This is a genomic window from Ruegeria sp. H8 (genome assembly GCF_056532905.1).
Genome location: NZ_JBQFNY010000002.1, coordinates 127,433 through 146,586, shown reverse-complemented (window position 1 = coordinate 146,586; position 19,154 = coordinate 127,433). Strand labels below are relative to the sequence as shown.

16 protein-coding genes are annotated in these 19,154 nt (G+C 59.9%); 6 read left to right on the top strand and 10 right to left on the bottom strand.

The features are described 5' to 3' along the window. Positions 1-168 precede the first annotated feature (168 nt). Positions 169-3,513, top strand: coding sequence for a carbamoyl-phosphate synthase large subunit (gene carB, locus ACR0A2_RS07090; protein WP_171638935.1), 3,345 nt, complete (start codon positions 169-171; stop codon positions 3,511-3,513). Between the two features lie 225 nt (positions 3,514-3,738). On the opposite strand, the gene ACR0A2_RS07085 is transcribed toward carB, so the two are convergent. From ACR0A2_RS07085 to ACR0A2_RS07075, 3 genes are read right to left on the bottom strand one after another with little or no spacing between them, the layout of a single operon-like run. Next, entirely contained in the window at positions 3,739-6,780 is a 3,042-nt protein-coding gene (locus tag ACR0A2_RS07085) for an efflux RND transporter permease subunit (protein WP_171168886.1), read from the bottom strand. Between the two features lie 10 nt (positions 6,781-6,790). Beyond that, positions 6,791-7,828: an efflux RND transporter periplasmic adaptor subunit gene (locus ACR0A2_RS07080; RefSeq protein WP_480834574.1), complete on the bottom strand. Its 1,038-nt coding sequence runs from the start codon at positions 7,826-7,828 to the stop codon at positions 6,791-6,793. Beyond that, positions 7,825-8,292, bottom strand: coding sequence for a MarR family winged helix-turn-helix transcriptional regulator (locus tag ACR0A2_RS07075; protein ID WP_152458966.1), 468 nt, complete (start codon positions 8,290-8,292; stop codon positions 7,825-7,827). The genes ACR0A2_RS07080 and ACR0A2_RS07075 overlap by 4 nt, the downstream gene beginning before the upstream one ends. 159 nt (positions 8,293-8,451) lie before the next feature. Here ACR0A2_RS07075 and ACR0A2_RS07070 point away from each other — a divergent pair, with 159 nt between their 5' ends. Next, positions 8,452-9,576: a beta-ketoacyl-ACP synthase III gene (locus tag ACR0A2_RS07070; RefSeq protein ID WP_480834573.1), complete on the top strand. Its 1,125-nt coding sequence runs from the start codon at positions 8,452-8,454 to the stop codon at positions 9,574-9,576. An 18-nt stretch (positions 9,577-9,594) separates the two neighbouring features. Here the strand turns inward: ACR0A2_RS07070 and ACR0A2_RS07065 are convergent, their stop codons facing one another. After that, positions 9,595-11,499, bottom strand: coding sequence for a hypothetical protein (locus tag ACR0A2_RS07065; RefSeq protein WP_480834572.1), 1,905 nt, complete (start codon positions 11,497-11,499; stop codon positions 9,595-9,597). Positions 11,500-11,563: 64 nt separating this feature from the next. After that, the gene (locus ACR0A2_RS07060) at positions 11,564-12,025 is read right to left on the bottom strand and encodes a hypothetical protein (RefSeq protein ID WP_152458969.1); all 462 of its coding nucleotides are present in this window, start codon (positions 12,023-12,025) and stop codon (positions 11,564-11,566) included. A 354-nt stretch (positions 12,026-12,379) separates the two neighbouring features. Here ACR0A2_RS07060 and ACR0A2_RS07055 point away from each other — a divergent pair, with 354 nt between their 5' ends. Beyond that, on the top strand, positions 12,380-12,958 hold the full coding sequence (locus ACR0A2_RS07055; protein ID WP_152458970.1) for a thymidine kinase: 579 nt from the start codon (positions 12,380-12,382) through the stop codon (positions 12,956-12,958). On the opposite strand, the gene ACR0A2_RS07050 is transcribed toward ACR0A2_RS07055, so the two are convergent. The 5 genes from ACR0A2_RS07050 to ACR0A2_RS07030 all read right to left on the bottom strand — a co-directional run bounded on the left by ACR0A2_RS07050 (position 12,955) and on the right by ACR0A2_RS07030 (position 16,160). Beyond that, positions 12,955-13,905 (bottom strand): 2-hydroxyacid dehydrogenase, encoded by a 951-nt coding sequence (locus tag ACR0A2_RS07050; protein ID WP_480834571.1) that lies wholly within the window; start codon positions 13,903-13,905, stop codon positions 12,955-12,957. The genes ACR0A2_RS07055 and ACR0A2_RS07050 overlap by 4 nt on opposite strands. Further along, the gene (locus ACR0A2_RS07045; RefSeq protein ID WP_480446049.1) at positions 13,905-14,243 is read right to left on the bottom strand and encodes a tRNA-binding protein; all 339 of its coding nucleotides are present in this window, start codon (positions 14,241-14,243) and stop codon (positions 13,905-13,907) included. The genes ACR0A2_RS07050 and ACR0A2_RS07045 overlap by 1 nt, the downstream gene beginning before the upstream one ends. After that, on the bottom strand, positions 14,236-15,051 hold the full coding sequence (gene proC, locus ACR0A2_RS07040; protein WP_480834570.1) for a pyrroline-5-carboxylate reductase: 816 nt from the start codon (positions 15,049-15,051) through the stop codon (positions 14,236-14,238). The genes ACR0A2_RS07045 and proC overlap by 8 nt, the downstream gene beginning before the upstream one ends. 39 nt (positions 15,052-15,090) lie before the next feature. Next, on the bottom strand, positions 15,091-15,591 hold the full coding sequence (locus ACR0A2_RS07035) for a type III secretion system chaperone family protein (RefSeq protein WP_152458973.1): 501 nt from the start codon (positions 15,589-15,591) through the stop codon (positions 15,091-15,093). Positions 15,592-15,911: 320 nt separating this feature from the next. Then, positions 15,912-16,160, bottom strand: a complete 249-nt coding sequence (locus tag ACR0A2_RS07030) for an accessory factor UbiK family protein (protein WP_152458974.1) — start codon at positions 16,158-16,160, stop codon at positions 15,912-15,914. 97 nt (positions 16,161-16,257) lie between these two features. Between ACR0A2_RS07030 and lgt the strand changes: the two genes are divergently transcribed. Genes lgt through pgeF form a run of 3 tightly spaced genes read left to right on the top strand, consistent with a single transcriptional unit; the run spans position 16,258 to position 18,964 of the window. Next, on the top strand, positions 16,258-17,145 hold the full coding sequence (lgt, locus tag ACR0A2_RS07025) for a prolipoprotein diacylglyceryl transferase (protein WP_480834569.1): 888 nt from the start codon (positions 16,258-16,260) through the stop codon (positions 17,143-17,145). Then, positions 17,142-18,209, top strand: a complete 1,068-nt coding sequence (locus ACR0A2_RS07020) for a class I SAM-dependent methyltransferase (protein ID WP_480834568.1) — start codon at positions 17,142-17,144, stop codon at positions 18,207-18,209. The genes lgt and ACR0A2_RS07020 overlap by 4 nt, the downstream gene beginning before the upstream one ends. Further along, positions 18,206-18,964, top strand: coding sequence for a peptidoglycan editing factor PgeF (gene pgeF, locus ACR0A2_RS07015; RefSeq protein ID WP_480446054.1), 759 nt, complete (start codon positions 18,206-18,208; stop codon positions 18,962-18,964). Before ACR0A2_RS07020 ends, pgeF begins: the two co-directional genes overlap by 4 nt. Positions 18,965-19,154: the final 190 nt, after the last annotated feature.

Genomic DNA, 19,154 nt, shown 5'->3' with positions numbered 1-19,154 from the left:
CCGTGAGGGGCCATATAGAGAATACTCTGCCAAGTGAAAGAGGGGAAAGCGGCAATTTCGCCCCTGTTTCCGATACCTCTTGCACCTTTTTGCGCGGTCCCTATAACGCAGGACAATTTGGGCGCTGGGGCGGTGCCCTGACTCGCGGACAATCGAAGGAACAAGGCCATGCCGAGAAGAACCGACATCCAGTCGATCATGATCATTGGGGCGGGCCCCATTGTTATCGGTCAGGCCTGTGAATTCGACTATTCCGGTGCTCAGGCCTGCAAGGCCCTGCGAGAGGAAGGATACCGGGTCATTCTGGTGAACTCGAACCCGGCGACGATCATGACCGACCCCGGTCTAGCCGACGCCACCTATATCGAGCCGATCACACCCGAAGTGGTCGCCAAGATCATCGAGAAAGAACGCCCTGACGCCCTGTTGCCCACCATGGGCGGACAGACCGGCCTGAACACCTCGCTGGCACTGGAAGAAATGGGTGTGCTGGAGAAATTCGGCGTCGAGATGATCGGCGCCAAGCGCGATGCCATCGAAATGGCCGAAGACCGCGCCCTTTTCCGCGAGGCGATGGACCGGCTGGGCATCGAAAACCCCAAGGCCGAGATCGTGACTGCCCCCAAGGACGAGAGCGGCAAGAAAGACCTGGACGCCGGTGTGGCGCTGGCCCTTGAAACCCTTGAAACCGTGGGGCTTCCTGCCATCATCCGCCCGGCCTTTACACTGGGCGGCACCGGTGGCGGCGTGGCGTATAACCGCGAGGATTACATCCATATTTGCCGCTCGGGTATGGATGCCTCGCCCGTAGGTCAGATCCTGATCGACGAAAGCCTTCTGGGCTGGAAAGAATACGAAATGGAGGTGGTGCGCGACACTGCTGACAACGCCATCATCGTGTGTTCCATCGAAAACGTCGATCCGATGGGCGTGCATACGGGTGACTCGATCACCGTGGCCCCTGCCCTTACGCTAACCGACAAAGAATACCAGATCATGCGCAATCACTCGATTGCCGTGCTGCGTGAAATCGGTGTCGAAACCGGCGGCTCAAACGTGCAATGGGCGATCAATCCGGTCGATGGCCGCATGGTCGTGATCGAGATGAACCCGCGCGTGTCGCGCTCGTCGGCGCTGGCGTCGAAGGCGACCGGTTTCCCGATTGCCAAGATCGCCGCAAAACTGGCCGTGGGCTATACGCTGGATGAGCTGGACAACGACATCACCAAAGTCACCCCGGCCTCGTTCGAGCCGACCATCGACTATGTCGTGACAAAAATTCCGAAATTCGCCTTCGAGAAATTCCCCGGTTCCGAACCCTATCTGACCACCGCGATGAAGTCGGTGGGCGAGGCGATGTCGATTGGCCGTACGATCCACGAATCGATGCAAAAGGCACTGGCCTCGATGGAATCGGGCCTGACCGGCTTTGATGAGGTCGAAATCCCCGGCCTGAACGTGGGCCTCTGGGACGAGGCCGACGACAAGGCCGCCGTGATCAAGGCGATCAGCCAGCAGACACCCGACCGCCTGCGCACCATTGCGCAAGCGATGCGCCATGGCCTGAGCGATGACGAGATTTTCGGCGTCACCAAGTTCGACCCTTGGTTCCTGGCCCGCATCCGCGAGATCGTCGAGGCCGAGCGTCAGCTCCGCAAGGACGGCCTGCCCGTCACCGAGGACGGCATCCGCAAGCTGAAAATGCTGGGCTTCACCGATGCGCGTTTGGGCAAGCTGACGGGCCGTGACGAAGACAACGTCCGCCGCGCGCGCCGCAATCTGGGCGTTTCAGCGGTGTTCAAACGCATCGACACCTGCGCGGCCGAGTTCGAGGCGCAGACACCTTACATGTATTCAACCTACGAAGCGCCCATGATGGGCGAGGTCGAATGCGAGGCGCGCCCGAGCGACCGCAAAAAGGTCGTCATTCTTGGCGGCGGCCCAAACCGCATCGGTCAGGGCATCGAGTTCGACTATTGCTGCTGCCACGCCTGCTTCGCGCTGACCGAAGCGGGGTATGAAACCATCATGATCAACTGCAACCCCGAGACGGTTTCGACCGATTATGACACTTCGGATCGCTTGTATTTCGAGCCGCTGACCTTTGAACACGTCATGGAAATCCTGACGAAGGAACAGGAAAACGGCACGCTGCACGGCGTCATTGTTCAGTTCGGTGGACAGACACCGCTGAAACTGGCCAACGCGCTCGAGGCCGAGGGCATCCCGATCCTGGGCACCACGCCCGACGCGATTGACCTGGCCGAAGACCGCGAGCGTTTTCAGGCGCTGGTCAATGAGCTAGGGCTGAAACAGCCCAAGAACGGCATCGCCTCGACCGACACGCAGGCGTTGGAAATCGCTGAGGAAATCGGCTTCCCGCTGGTGATCCGCCCGTCCTACGTTCTGGGTGGCCGCGCGATGGAGATCGTGCGCGACATGGACCAGCTGAAACGCTACATCAACGAAGCCGTGGTGGTCTCGGGCGACAGCCCCGTTCTGCTGGACAGCTATCTGGCTGGCGCGGTCGAGCTGGACGTGGACGCGCTGTGCGACGGCACCGATGTGCATGTGGCAGGCATCATGCAGCATATCGAAGAGGCAGGCGTGCACTCGGGCGATAGCGCCTGTTCGCTGCCGCCCTATTCTCTGTCGAAAGAGATCATCGCGCAGATCAAAGATCAGGCGTTCAAGCTGGCCAAGGCGCTGAACGTTGTCGGCCTGATGAATGTTCAGTTCGCGATCAAGGATGACGAGATCTACCTGATCGAGGTCAACCCGCGCGCCTCGCGCACCGTGCCGTTCGTGGCAAAGGCCACCGACAGCGCGATTGCATCCATCGCCGCGCGCGTCATGGCGGGCGAAAAGCTGGCGAGCTTCCCGCAGCGTCCGCCCTACAAGACCGTGGACGACACCAAGATCGCAGATCAGATGACGCTGGCCGATCCGGACATGCCATGGTTCTCGGTGAAAGAGGCGGTCCTGCCCTTCGCCCGTTTTCCGGGCGTCGATACCATCCTGGGCCCTGAAATGCGCTCGACCGGCGAGGTCATGGGCTGGGACCGCGATTTCCCGCGCGCCTTCCTCAAGGCGCAGATGGGCGCAGGTATGGTTCTGCCGACCTCGGGCCGGGCCTTCATTTCGATCAAGGATGCCGACAAGGGCGCGGCGATGCTCGAGGCCGCCCAGGTTTTGGTCGAACAAGGCTTCACGCTGGTCGCCACCCGCGGCACGCAAAGCTGGCTGGCGGAACAGGGTGTGCCATGCGAAGTGGTCAACAAGGTCTATGAGGGCCGCCCGGACGTGGTCGACATGCTGAAAGACGGTCAGGTTCAACTGCTGATGAACACCACCGAAGGCGCGCAGGCGGTCGAGGACAGCAAGGCCATCCGGTCCATCGCGCTTTATGACAAGATCCCGTATTACACCACGGCCGCCGCAAGCCATGCTGCCGCTCTGGCGATCAAGGCGCAGGCCGAAGGGGATGTCGAGGTGAAGTCGTTACAGGGCTAACCCGCCTGAGCCACAATTGGCTCATCAGTGAACGAAAAGAGGCGCGCCCGTTGACCTGAACTCAACGGGCGCGCATTTCGTTCAGGCATAAGGAGAATGAAACAATGCGCACATTTCTGGTTCTCGCAATCTTCACTGCACTGGCCGCCTGTGACGTGCCGTTTGTTCCTTTGATCTAACCTGATTGGACCCAGCTTTTCAGCTGGACCCACAAGAGGCCAGTGTTCAGGCTGCCAGCGCCTCGCGTTTTTCATCGCGCGCAAAGAAGAGCAGGTAGAACACCGGCGCGGCGACCATTGTCAGGACGGTCGCAAAAGCCAGCCCGCCCATGATCGTCACCGCCATCGAGACGAAGAACGCATCGGTCAGCAGCGGCGCCATGCCCAGAATGGTCGTGATCGCAGCCAGCATCACCGGGCGCAAACGCGAGACCGAGGCTTCGACGATGGATTCGCGCAGGGGTTTGCCCGTGGCGCGAACCAGGTCGATCTCTTCCACCAGCACGATGCCGTTCTTGATCAGCATGCCCGACAGGCTGAGCAGGCCCAGAAGGGCTGTAAAGGTGAAGGGCAGCCCAGTTCCCAACAGGCCGATGACGACGCCGTTGACCGACATCGGAACCAGCAGCCAGATGATGATCGGCTGACGGATCGCGTTGAACAGCAGGACCGAGATCAGCACCATGATCAGCAGGCTCAGCGGCAACTGTTTACCCAGGCTTTCCTGCGCGTCGCGCGAGTTTTCGAACTCACCGCCCCACTCCATCTTGTAGCCCGGTGGCAGTTCGATGGCCTCGATGGCGTCCCGAACTTCGGCGTGTACCTGAGCCGCCGTCAGGTCGGGCGGGATGTCCGCGCCGACAGTGATGGTCAGTACACGATCGCGGCGATGAACCAGCGTATTGAGGGATTTGTACTCGAATCCATCGACCATCTGTTCGATTGGTACAAATTTCCCGGACTGGTCCGAATACACCACCTGATCGACGATGGAATAATCTCCGTCCGCCGGACGACGCAGGATGATGGGGATCAGGCGGTCACGTTCCCGCAGCACACCGCCCGTGATGCCATCGGTCGAAAATTGCAGCGTGGCCGCAATATCTTCGCGCGTGACGCCCGCGGTTTGGGCCCGTTCCGTGGCATAGATCGGCTGCACCGCCAGTTCCTGTTCGCGCCAGTCATGATGAACGAGCAGGGCGTTGGGCGACGCCGCCGCCATGCGCTGCACGGCCTCGTCCGCAAGTTGTCGCAGTACCACCGGATCGCTGCCCGAGAACCGGGCCTGAATCGGATCACCGCCACCGGGGCCAAACACCAGGCGCTTGGTTCCGAACTCGCCTTCGGGGAACTGGACCGACCCGAACGCTTCCAGATCCGCTTGCAAGGCCGGGATGTCATCCAGACTTTCCGTACGGATGATCATGTGACCATAGCTCGGGTTCGGTTTCTCTGCCGAATAGGTCAGCATGAACCGGGTTGCCCCCTGACCGACGAATGTCGTGACCGAAACCACGTCATCGCGTTGGGTCAGCCAATCTTCGAAAACCGCCATGTCCTGTGCCGTGCGGGCAATCGGCGTGCCCTGAGGCAGCTTGTAATGCACAAAGAACAAAGGCGTGTTCGAGTTGGGGAAGAATTGTTGTTTCATCAACCCGAACCCGGCATAGCACGCAACGGTTACGCCGATGAGACCCGCAACAACCAGCCACCGGAAACGGAGCGCAAACCGCAGGATCGCGCCATATGTGCGGAACAGGATGCCCCCGTAGGCGTCGATCTCACCCTCCTTGCCCTGCTTGAAGAAATAGTGCCCCAGCAAAGGCGTGACCGTGATGGCAAGTATCCAGCTGAGCAGCAGCGAAATGCCGATCACAGCAAACAGGGAAAACAGAAACTCGCCCGTCGCATCCGGGCTGAGCCCGATCCCGGCAAAGGCCATGATGCCGATCACGGTGGCTCCAAGCAGGGGAATCTGGGTTTTTGACGCCACATCTTCAGCCGCATCGCGCGAAGGTTTTCCTCGCAACATCGCGATCTGCATCCCTTCGGCCACCACGATAGCATTGTCCACAAGCATACCCATGGCAATGATCAGCGCACCCAGGGAAATCCGTTCCATCTCGATCGAGAACAGTGACATGAACAGAAGCGTGCCGACCACGGTCAGCAACAGGGTCGAACCGACGACGATGGCCGCGCGCCAGCCCATGAAGATTCCCAGTACGGCGACCACGATGGCCACTGACATGGCCAGATTCACCAGAAAGTCGTTCGAGGCCTGCTCGACCACCACATGTTGCTGATAGATCGGCAGAATATCGACACCGAAGGGGATATTCGCATCCAGCTCGGCGAATTTGGCGTCAGCCCGCTTGCCGACCTCGACGATGTTTTCCGTCGCCAGACCGGCGATGCCGAGGGTAAAGGCTTCGGTCCCGTTGTAGCGGATCATGATGTCCGGATCGTTCTGACGGGCGCGATAGACATCGGACATGTCGAACAGGTTGATCACCTGCCCTTGCGAGCCGACAGACAGGCCCGCAATGGCCGAGACACTGTCCGAACCCTCGGCCGTCAGAATGGTGGTGCGGGCATCTTCAGACCGCAAAGACCCCGAGGAATTCACCGAATCCGCATTGGCAATGGCTTCGTTGATCGCTTGGAGCGGGACGTTCTGGTTCACCGAGATCGCCAGGTCGGGCTCTACAAAAATCGCCTCGTCCGGCAAGCCCTGAACCTCGACATCGGCGACGCCGTCCACGGTCAGCAGTTCGCGACGCAGAAACGTTGCCAGTTCATGCTTTTCGGCGTCAGAAAACCCTTCGGCAGTCACCGCATAAAACAGGCCGAACACATCACCGAACCCGTCATTCACGTAGGGTTGGCTGACACCCGACGGAAGCCCGCGGGCGGCATCGCGCACCTTGGCCCGCAGGCGGGTCCAGATATCGGGCAGTTCGGTGCCGTCGTAGGTCGACTTGATCTCTACTTCGATCAGCGATTGTCCGGGTTGGTTGACCGAGGTGATGACATCCACCTCACCCATCTGCTGGATCGCGGATTCAAGGGGTTCGGACACTTCAAGCGCCACCTGTTCCGCCGTGGCACCGGGATATTGCGTGGCGATGACCGCGTTCTTGATGGTGAAAGCCGGGTCTTCCAAACGACCAAGCGACGTGAATCCCCAGATGCCACCGAAGAGGGCAATGAGGATGATCAGCCATGTGTAAAGCGGTCGATCAATCGAGGCGCGCGCGATGTTCATCTGTCTGCCCTCAGTTCGCGAAGCCGGTGAACCGGCGCACGGGCTGGCCGTCTGTCAGCACAGCACCGCCAGCCACAACAACTTCGTCACCGTCGGACAAGCCCTTCAACACCCGAACATCGCCCGACTGCGTGGGTTCGATTGTCACCGGAACGCGGCGGACCGTGCCTTCATCCGCGCCAGCGGGAGAGAACACCACGACGCTCAGCTCACCTGTTGCATCCGCGATGACGGCCGTCGCCGGCACAATGATGCCTGTGCGCTCGTCTTGGACCTTTACGTTGACGGTGACGGACGAGCCGGGAAGAATTTGAAGCCCCTCGGGTGGGGTCAGGCCGAACTGAATGCGGAAGGTCTGCCCGACGCTGGAAGTTTCAGCGTCGAATTCACGGATTTCCAGCGGGAAGACTTCATCACTTACGGGGAATTTGGCGGTGATGGTGATGTCGTCGTTCTGGCCCGAGCGTTGAAACAGGATCTCGGGCACATCCACCTCGATGCGCAATTCGGACATGTCGTGGATGCGGACGATCGGCGTGCCGGCCGATACGGTGGTAAAAGCCTCGACCGCGCGGCTGGAGACCAGCGCGTCGAATGGTGCGGTCAAAGTCGCGTGTTCCAGTTCGTATTCGGCATCGCGCAGTGCGATCGCGGCCAGTTGCGCTTCGGTCTCTGCGTCATCGACCGCCACCTGGCTGGCCGTGGTGCCCCGCAACCGCGACAGGCGTGCGACGGTTCGGTCGGCCTGTTCCTTTTGCAGCTGCGCCCGTTCGAGCCGCAGTTCGAACGGCTCCTGATCCAGTCGCGCAATCAGGCCTCCTTTGGGGATGACAAACCCTTCGTTGACCGGCATTTCGACGATCTGACCGGCGACCTGAAAGGCAAGATCGACCGTCTGCCGTGCGGCAACACGACCGAAGAACTGGCGGGTGAAGCCGGGTGTTGTTTCGCGCACCTGCATCAGCTTGACCGGTTTCGGAGTATCTTGAGCGGCAATCGGAGTTGCCAGAACGGCCAGTGCAAGGCCCAGAGAGGTCAGGAGTTTCATTTCTTCAGTCCCTCGGGAATTCCCGTTTTCAAAACGTTGTCACGGATTTTGCGCGCCAGTCGCGCGAATTCGGCTGTTTCTTCGTCGTTCAGGCCCGAGGCCCTGTGAAACAGGTCTCCGGCCTCGGCCACCAGCATGTTGCGGGCTTCTTCGCCACGTTCGGTCAGCACCAGCAACCAGGCGCGGCGGTCTTCGGGGTCACGCTCGCGCGTGAGATAGCCGGCTTTTTCCAGCGAATCCGCGGTGGCGGTGATTGTGGACGGTACGCTCAGCATATCCGCAGCCAGAACCCCCATGCGTTTCGGCTGATCCAGCTTGATCAGCATGTGGCATTCGGGGTGGCTCAGGTCGGTTTCGATGCTGTCGAATGTCTCTTCCAGTTTCCAGTACAGGGCATACACCCCCATGATCGCCTGAATCTCGGGGCTGAGGCGGCCAAGTCTGGTGCTGATATCGTCGGGCATCGGGGATCTCCGCGCGTTTGGAGGGGTCATATACTTCAGTTTCTGAACTATTCAAGATATGAAGTTGCGGCTTTGCGCACATTCCCTTAGGTCAACATACCTTGATCAAATCACAACGTGACTGCATTTTGGGCAAATCCGAAACATTCAGGGCTCGCCATGTATACCCCCGCCATCACCGGTACCGGTGTCTTCACGCCTCAGAACGTCATCACCAATGCCGAGCTTGTCGAGGCATTCAACGCTTATGCCGACAAGCAGAACGCCAAGAATGCCGAAGCCATCGCCGCCGGTCAGATGGAGCCGATGCAGCATTCATCGGAAGAGTTCATCGTCAAGGCATCGGGGATCGAAAACCGCTACGTGATGGACAAGAGCGGCGTGCTGGACCCGGACGTGATGCATCCACTGCTGCGGCAGCGCAGCGATGATGAACCCGGCATCATGACCGAAATGGCGGTGGATGCCTGCAACAAAGCGCTGGCACAGGCGGGGCGCACGGCGGCGGATGTTGATCTGGTAATCTGCGCGGCTTCGAACCACGAGCGCGCCTATCCGGCGATTGCGATCGAAGTCCAGCAGGAACTGGGGATCAACGGGTTCGGCTTTGACATGAACGTCGCCTGTTCGTCAGCCACGTTCGGCATTCAGGCCGCGGCGGATATGGTGCGGTCGGGATCGGTGCGGGCGGCGTTGGTGGTGAACCCCGAAATCTGCTCGGGCCATCTGGAGTGGCGCGACCGCGATTGCCATTTCATCTTTGGCGATGTGGCGACGGCAACGCTGGTCGAACGGATCGAAGACGCACAAGGGCCGCATTTCGAAATTCTGTCGACGCGCTGCGCCACTGCGTTTTCCAACAATATCCGCAACAACAACGGCTTTCTGCGCCGCTCGCGCCCTGACGGGCTGATTGACCGACGCGACATGCAGTTCATGCAGAACGGTCGGAAAGTATTCAAGGAAGTACTGCCGATGGTCAGCAAGCATATCAGCGACCACATGGATGCCGAAGGGGTCGGAAACTCTGATCTGAAACGCCTGTGGCTGCATCAGGCCAACAAGACGATGAACGACTTCATCGGCAAGAAAGTTCTGGGCCGCGAACCCGAGCCGGGCGAGCAACCCAACATCCTTCAGGATTATGCCAACACGTCATCTGCGGGGTCGATCATCGCGTTTTCGAAGTATTCCGACGACTTGCAGGAGGGTGATCTGGGCCTGATCTGTTCTTTCGGCGCCGGGTATTCGGTCGGGTCGGTGATCGTGAAGCGCCACGCCTGACGGTTGATCTTGTCTGGCCTAGCCTGCCCCAGTCACTTGGAAGACCTGAAAGGCTGCACCTTCCGCGCCTTGTATCTGCCTGAGATAGGCCGGGATTTCACTCGCAATCAATCGCGACTGCAAACCACGACCCTGTGACACCCAGGACCAGAATTCGGCACGCGGCGCGGACGTACAGAGCATGACGTAATCCACGTCCAGCTCGGTCAGGCGAGATCCGATCTGGTCCGCGTCCGATCGGAACAGTTCGATCTGCGCCAGAATTCCAGCCTGATTCCGGTGATAATTGCCCGCCAGAACGGAATGGTCGGTATGGCGCAGCACGTTTGCGGCAAAGTCGAAATCAACAAGGAATCTGCCGGCTGGAAGATCACGCAGGGCCGCATAGGCTTCGGGCGTTTTGCAGGATGCGCCCGAGTTTTGCTGTGACTGTCGGACCGGCTTCGCGGAAGCGGCAAGGGACGGCCCGGCAAAACGCCCCAGCTGCTCATCGATGCTGGCGCCGGTTTTCGGCGAGATGCCGAGGATGAAAGCAACCATCGCAAACCCTGACAACGCGCGGCGACTGCTTGCATAAGAGCTGTACAGGGCACGCAGGATCTGCGCCTGGACAGCCACCAGCGAAACACCCAGGAATGTCATCATTCTGGACTGATAGAGGAACACCACCAGGCCGGTCACGATCAGAGCCAGAAACAGCGCGTATTCCAGTCTGAAAGGCGATCTGACTGCAAAGATCAGGGCGGCTGCCATGCACAGGATCGACATCGCGATCAGGGCCAGCGCTTCGCCCCGGTGCAGTTGCAGAATGACGTTGATCTTCTGAGCTTCCGCCACCTGGCTCAGCCAATAGTCGCGCATGTCCTGAGGCAGGGCTTCGATCGGGTTGCTGAGACAATGCGGGGCGAAGCCGTAAGCGCAGGCCAATGTCACCACTCCAATTGCAACACATGCGCCGATGCGGCCCCAAAGTGACCAGCCAGACCCGATCCATGCCGCAATGCAAAGCCCTGCCGCGGCAACGCTCGCCGGCAATGCCACGCTGAGAGTCAGGGCGTCACAACTTGGGAACAGAAAGGCCTCGTGTCCCGTTGTTGCAAGGCTGGTCAGCACAAGCGTCAGGACCAGCCCTATACCAAACGCCATGGTCCGGCGACGGGTCGGTTCGCCGTTTAAGATCCAGTCAATGGCAAAAAACACGGCGACAAGTGCGATCTGCAATATCGATTCGGTGCCTATCGACACCGAAAGCGCCAGGCAGGCACCCAGCAGCCATCCGGCATATGGTTTGTCCCTGCGCAAAGCAAACAGCATCAGGGCTGTGACGAACAAAAGAATCTGAGCATTGTGGTGATCAAACGAAAAATAGTCGAACTTCCTGGAGTGTTCGAGCGCAAGCACCCCCACAACCAGCGCCGAAACAGCGCCTTCCCGCGCGCCCAAAACACTGCCAGTCACCGCAAAGGCCCACAAGGTCAGACCCGCCAAAAGTGAGGGCCAGACGAATGCCGTTACCTGAAGGGCCATATCGGGCGGCAAAACCAAACCGAATGCTCCGTAGAGCAAGGCAATCGGCGCGTCGATCAGTCGGGACCAATGCATCAGCGTGCCGCCCTCGGGGCCCAGCCGGTACTGATGGCTGTCGAACCAGCCCTGCCCCTGCAACAGATCCTGCACGACCACCCAGCGCATCACGTCGTCAGAGCCTTCCTGATGACCACTCAGGGCCATCAACACCAGAAGTGCCGCATAGGCGCATACGAAAAATCGCAGAACCACCCGGTCTGCGAAAATACTGTATGTTCCCTGCGATTTCTGCATGGTCCACTGCCCTTGACGTACTTGCCCGCGACGGACCTTACAGGACAGACGTGACTGAATTGAGGCAACAGGCACGGTCAGCGTTTCTGTCTTTTCGAGCATGAAAAGAGGTACGTCGCACAGGCGAAAACTGGCCAGTCACGGGTGCAACGGTTCCCGACCTTGGCTAGCTGACGCTTTCTTCTTCCAGATGCAGCTTCATCTCGATCAGAACCTGTTGCAACAAACTGGTTTCTTTCAGCAACCGTTTGGCTTCGTTGACGGTGATGATTCCGTCTTCGATTGCGGCCTGATACTCGGTCATCAACATCGCAAACCGCTGGCTGAGCGCAATGACATCCGAATTGACACCACCGGTGCGGGGGGTAGAGGTGTTGCGGTCGCTATAGGACAAGGTGATGTTCTTCAGATCCGCCAAAGCCGACGTCACATGCGGATACGTCGCCGCGTTTTCAAGGCGGGCCACCGCGTCCACTGGCATGAACCTGTCCTCGTGTTCAGCATTGTCTGAATAGTATCGTCCTAAAGTGGCCTTGGATTTCCCTGTAATTTCACACGCGGCTTCGATTCCAACATCCTTGACCAGCGCTTCTGTGTGTTTTTTCAGATAGGCCCCGATATCTGCCATTGTTTTACCTTTGTTACCTGCAAACGCCTGCCCGATGTCCAAACGGGGGAAAGCGTGGGTAAATTTCCCATAACTAAGTCATAATTGAAATGTCATACATTGGCTATCCCTCAGATATGCGGGGGATTTTGTGAGTGAGTGGCGGCAGTTCAAGCCGGTAACGAGTGATTGCAGGGTGATATTGTTAAACCTTGCTGCGTTTTGGCCACATGTTGGCCGACGGCGTCGCTGTTGCAGATGTGGGGGTTCCATCCCCTAGAGCGTAGCTCGGCCTCTGCGAACGCAACGGCGACGTCGCTCCATCAAAACGATTGATATCTTGTTCCTTTTCCCCAAGCGTTTTAGACCCGCGTCATGGCAAAGCTGTATTTCAACTATTCAACCATGAACGCGGGGAAATCGACTGTGTTGCTGCAAGCCTCGCACAACTACCGCGAGCGTGGGATGCAGACATACCTGATGACCGCGGCCATTGACGGAAGGGCGGGTGCCGGACGGATCGCATCGCGCATCGGTATCTCGGAGGAGGCCGATACCTTCACGCCCGGCGACGATGTCTTCGCGATGATCCGAAACCGCCTGGACGACGGTCCGGTAACCTGCGTGTTCATCGATGAGGCCCAGTTCCTGTCCGAAGCTCAGGTCTGGCAGCTGGCCCGGGCCGTCGACGATTTGGACGTACCGGTACTGGCCTACGGGCTGCGGGTGGATTTTCAGGGAAAGCTGTTTCCCGGATCAGCCGCGCTGCTGGCCCTGGCTGATGAGATGCGCGAGGTCCGCACCATCTGCAAATGCGGACGCAAGGCCACGATGGTGATACGTCAAGACGAAAACGGCAACGCCATAACCGAAGGCGCCCAGGTGCAGATCGGTGGCAACGAGACCTATGTTTCGCTTTGCCGCAAACACTGGCGCGAGGCGGTGGGCGACTAGACCGGGTTGGGCAACGCCTCGCCCGCCGCAAAGGCCGCCACGTTATCCAGTGCCATGTGCCCCATGCTGCTGCGTACCTCTTCGGTGGCCGTGCCCAGATGGGGCAGCAGGGTGACGTTGTCCATTTCAGAAAGGGCCCGGGGCACTTTGGGTTCAAACTCGTAGACATCCAGCCCGGCCCCGGCAATCTGACCCGATTGCAGCGCCGCGATCAGGGCCGCTTCGTCCACGACCTCGCCCCGCGCGATATTGACCAGAATGGCCGAAGGTTTCATCGCCTGAAGAACCTGCGCGTCGATCAGGTGTCGGGTTTCGGCACCGCCGGGAACGGCGAGCACAAGGAAATCGACCGAGGCGGCAAGGGCTTCAAGGTCAGGTGTGAACTCGGCCGGAAAGTCCAGTTGCTTGGCGCTGCGGGATTGATAGGCCACCTGCATTTCGAAACCGAAACGGCACCGGCGCGCGATGGCCTGCCCGATACGGCCCATTCCGACGATACCGACGCGTTTGCCCGTTACATGATGGCCCAGCATCTGCGTGGGATGCCAACCTTGCCATTGGCCCGCGCGGACCAGCCGTTCGCCTTCGCCCGCGCGTCGGGCCGTGCTCAACAGCAGGGTCATGGCGATATCCGCCGTGGCGTCGGTGACTGCGCCGGGCGTGTTGGTCACCTCGACCGACGCTGCGCGCGCGGCCTCGACATCGATGTGATTGTAGCCGACGCCGAAATTGGCCAGAAGCTTGCACCGAGGCGCGCCTGCATCCGCAAATATCCGAGCCGAAAACTGATCACCCAGCGTGGGCACGACCACGTCGAAATCCGTCAGCGCCGACAGCATTTCCTGCCGCGACATGGGCGCCGGTTTGTCTCGAATTTTCACGTCAAACGCGGCGCGGGCGCGGGCCTCGACTGCCGGCGTCATCGGGCGTGTGATCAGCAGTTTCATCAATGCATCCGCCCGCCTGTCGGAACTCGGCCGTCGGGACCGATCAGAACAATCTCGCCGTTTTCATCGGGCAGACCCAGCACCAGAACTTCGGACATGAACCTGCCGATCTGACGAGGGGGGAAATTGACCACGGCCATGACCTGTTTGCCCACCAGAGTCGATGGATCATAGTGCGCGGTGATCTGCGCCGACGTCTTGCGCTCGCCGATCTCATCACCAAAGTCGATCCACATCTTGATCGCAGGTTTGCGGGCTTCGGGATAGGGTTCGGCGCGGATCACCTCGCCCACGCGGATATCAACCTTGAGAAAATCGTCGAAAGAAATCTCATTCACGTGACAGCTCCTTGGATCGGTCGGTTGCGGCCTTGACGGCGCGGTGCAGCAAGTCAGGGAAGCCGCGTTCTTCATGCATCAGCACCTCAAGCGCGGCCTGGGTCGTGCCGTTCGGCGACGTTACATTGATCCGCAGTTGAGACGGATCCTCGTCAGCGGCCATCGCCAGTGCGCCGGCCCCGGCCACCGTCGATTTGGCCAGTTTCATCGCAAGGTCGTGCGGCAGGCCCTGCGCCTCGCCTGCTTTGGCAAGTGTTTCAATCAGATGGAACACATAGGCAGGACCGGATCCGCTGAGGCCGGTGACCGCATCCATCTGCGTCTCGTCTTCAAGACGAACCGTCTCACCTACCGCCGACAGCAGATTTTCGGCCAGAGCCAGATCCTCGGCCGAGGCGTGGCTGTTGCCGATCAGCGCGGTGATGCCCCGACGGATGGCAGCGGGGGTGTTGGGCATGGCGCGAATGATCGGCGTATCGCTGCCCAGAACGGATTCGAACGTGTCAATCGAGGTGCCCGCCGCGACCGAAACAAACAGCGTGCTGCCACCGCCCAGCGCCTGAATGGCGGGCAAGGCCTCGCCTATCATCTGCGGCTTGACCGCGACCAACACCACGGCAGGGGCTTCGGGCAAAGGTGTGTTGATATTGACGCCCTGCGCCTTCAGCCAGTCGGACGGGTGCGGATCAATCACCCAAACGGACGCTGGCGGAAGGCCGTGTTCCAGCCATCCCGCCAGCATTGCGGACCCCATCTTTCCGCACCCCAGAAGCACAAGCCCCTGTTCGGCCACACACGTCATGTCCATTTGCCCCTCCCGCGTTACATGTCGGTTCGGGGCAAAGCTTTACGCCCGGCCGTAGGCCTCTGCAATGGCCACTTGCATGGCTTCTTCTGGCTCTCGATTGCCCCAGGTGACCAGTTGAATCGCCGGATAGTACCGTTCCGCGCTCATGACGGCAGCGGTGATCATCGTATCGATCTGTTCGGCGCTGGCTGTCTGCCCTCCGGCAAGGACCAACCCGTACCGGTACACCATCAGCTTCTGGTTCGCCCAATAGGTAAAGGCACCCGCCCAGCACTGATCATTCATCTTGTTGAGCAGCTCATAGAGCTGCATTTCCCGCTCGGCCGGTGGTTCCATTTCGAACGAACACACCATCCGCAACGTTTCGTCATAGTTGGACCAGGCGAGGGTAATCGAATACGTCCGCCACTGGCCCTCGACAGCCATGGCGATCTGATCATCCCCAATGCGGTCAAAATCCCAGTCGTGATGTTCGGCCAGATGTTCAACAATGTCGATCGGATGAATGTCTTCTTCGAGATACTGCTCGGAAAGGGCCATAATGCCACCTCACTAATCTCTAGCATTTGGGGCTGGCAGCGCCCCAGCGCTAGTTGCCTGCTCTACAAACCGGGCTTCCCCCATAGGCCTGTACTAAATATGGTGCGATGTGGCGCAGGTTCTGGCAACCCTATTTGTTGGGGATAACAGCAATAAGTTGTGGACAGAAGGCAACGGGGATCAAAATATTGGATGTCGGGTCAGCTTTGTCTTGATTTAATCCCGCGATGGTTCAAAATGCACGACGCCGCACAATCCCGGCTGGATTGCGCGGCGTCGTAGTTTGTCCAAAATTGTGAAAACAGGGAACGCCCGGGGCGTTACTTGTCCAGTTTCGCCTCGAGCGCGGCAATGCGGGCTTCGAGTGCGGCGTTTTCTTCGCGCGCTTTCTGTGCCATGGCGCGGACGGCGTCGAATTCTTCGCGGGTGACGAAATCGCGGTCGGCCAGCCAGCGGTCGATCATCGACTTCATCGCGTTCTCGGCCTCTTCCCGCGCGCCCTGCGCGACACCCATGGCGTTGGTCATCAGCTGGGACATGTCGTCCAGTATCTTGTTGCGGGTTTGCATATCACTACTCCGGTATCGCGGTTGATCTCTATATGGGGAAAGAATGCCGCAGGCTCAAGGTTGACTTGCCCTGCAAACCCCGGGCAATGAGACGCACATGCAGGCTGTTCTGAATTTTCCCGATCTGTCGCCCGAATTGTTCTCGATCTCGCTGTTCGGGATGGAGTTCGCGTTGAGGTGGTATGCGCTGGCCTATATCGCGGGCATCCTGATTGCGTGGCGGCTGGCGGTCGTGGCGTTGCGCCGCCCTGCCCTGTGGCCTGCGGACGGCCCGCCGATGAAACCAAACCAACTGGAGGATCTGGTCACCTGGATCATTCTGGGCGTGATCCTGGGCGGGCGGCTGGGTTTCGTGCTGTTTTACCAACCCGGCTATTACCTGTCGCATCCGCTTGAGATCGTGAAGGTCTGGCAAGGCGGCATGGCGTTTCATGGTGGTCTGCTGGGCGTGATCCTGGCCTCGTACCTGTTTGCCCGCCGCCATCAGATCCCCGCCCTGTCGCTGGGTGATCTGGTCGCCTACACTGTTCCGCCGGGTCTGCTGTTGGGGCGGCTGGCCAATTTCGTCAATGCCGAGCTGTGGGGCCGCCCGAGCGAGCTGCCCTGGGCCGTCATCTTTCCCGGTTTTGCCGCGCAGGACTGCCCCGGTGTGGTTGAGGGAATGTGCGCCCGGCACCCCTCGCAGCTGTACGAAGCGGTGCTGGAAGGCGTGTTGCTGGGAGCGTTGTTGCTGTGGCTGGTCTATCGCCGGGGGGCCTTTCAGAAACCCGGCCTGATCATGGGCACGTTTCTGGCCGGTTACGGCGCATCACGCTTTATTGTTGAATTCTTCCGCCAGCCGGATGCGCAGTTCGTGTCGCCCGGCAATCCGCTGGGATTGGCCTGGCATGTGGGCGGATATGGCCTGACCATGGGCCAGATCCTGTCATTGCCCATGATCGCGCTTGGCCTGTGGTTTGTCTTTCGCGCAGGGCGGGCAAAATGAGCCTGACCGATCACCTGATCGCACGCATCCGACAGGATGGACCGATGAGCGTGGCCGACTACATGGCCGAATGCCTTCTGCATCCCACGCTGGGCTATTACACGACGCGTGATCCGTTGGGGGCTGCGGGGGATTTCACCACGGCACCGGAAATCAGCCAGATGTTTGGCGAACTGATCGGGCTGTGCCTTGCGCAATGCTGGATGGATCAGGGCCGTCCCGCGCCATTCACCCTGTGCGAATTGGGGCCCGGGCGCGGCACTCTGATGAGTGACATATTGCGTGCCACCCGGGCCGTGCAGGGATTTCACGATGCTGCCCGAATCGTGCTGGTCGAGGCCTCGCCTGCCCTGAGGCAGGTGCAGGCGGACACCCTGAAGGATTACACACCGAACTGGGCCGACAGTGTCGCAGAGTTGCCGGACCAGCCACTGCTGCTGGTGGCGAACGAGTTCTTCGACGCGCTGCCTGTCCGGCAGTTCCTGCGCGACGGTGACGGCTGGAGCGAACGCCTGGTCGGCGAGCGCGACGGCGAATTGCTGTTTGGACGGGGCCCCAACGGGCCGCAAGTGGCGCTGGCAGACAGGCTTTCGGACACCAAGGATGGTGATCTGGTCGAGCTGTGCGCCGCAGCGATCCCCATTCTGACCGTGATTGCCGGTCGGATCGCCAGCCACGGAGGTGCCGCGCTGATCGTCGATTATGGCGACTGGCATTCGTTGGGCGACACGCTGCAAGCCCTGCAAAACCACGAGCCCGCCGATCCGCTGGCGTCACCCGGTCAGGCCGACCTGACCGCACATGTGGATTTTGAGCCTCTGGCCATTGCGACCCGCGCTTGTGGAGCCCGGCACACAGGCCTGACACCGCAGGGCGTGTTTCTGGAACGGCTTGGCATAACCGCCCGGGCGCAGGCTTTGTCCCGGTCGCTGAGCGGTTCCGAGCTGGATGCCCTGGCTGCCGCGCATCGCCGGTTGACGCATCCGGCCGAAATGGGAAATCTGTTCAAGGTGATGGGCCTCTATCCGGCCTATGCTGCACCACCGCCGGGATTAGAGCCATGACACTGGAAATTCTGACTTCGGACTTGCTTTCCCCATTTCGGCACGGGTTCTTCACCCGTCGCGGCGGGGCGTCCTCTGGTATCTTCGACGGGTTGAATTGCGGTTATGGATCGTCAGATCAAACCGAAATTGTCGCGCTGAACCGCCGGCGGGTTGCCGATGCGATGGGCGTCGCGCCCGAGGCGATGATCGGCGTGCATCAAGTTCATTCCCCAACAGTTCTGACGGTTGAACAGCCCCTGGAAGGTGAAAAACCGCGCGCGGACGCGGTCGTGACGGCGACACCCGGTCTGGCGCTGACGATTCTGACGGCAGATTGTCAGCCAGTTCTGTTTGCCGATCCCGCGGCCAATGTGATCGGAGCAGCCCATGCGGGCTGGCGCGGCGCGCTTGACGGTGTGCTGGAGGCGACGCTGGACGCCATGGAAGCGCTTGGCGCAACACGCCGGAATATCAACGCCGTCATCGGCCCCAGCATTTCGCAACGCGCCTACGAAGTGGGCCCCGAGTTTCTGGACGCATTTATCGCCGATTCTCCAGACAACACCCGGTTCTTTGCAAACGGACAGGATGACCGGCTGCAATTCGACCTGCCCGCCTTTGGCTTGCACCGATTGCGGCAGGCCGGTGTCGGGCAGGCGGAATGGACCCGGCACTGCACATATTCCGACCCGGACCGGTTCTATTCCTACCGCCGCACAACACATGCAAACGAGGCCGATTACGGGCGGCTGATCTCGGTCATAAGATTGTGATTTTGGCCCAGATTTAGGCGTCGCGCCACTTTTCCGCCACATTTGTTGTGTTTATCGGACTCAGAATCGTAACGAGTTTTGCCAGCTATCAGATGGTCTTCTGACGTCCTTGTTTCGGACGCTGGCGTGTTGAGTGGAAGGATGGACCGAGTATAAATTTCTTGTCTGCAAAACATCCCGGATAAGCCTT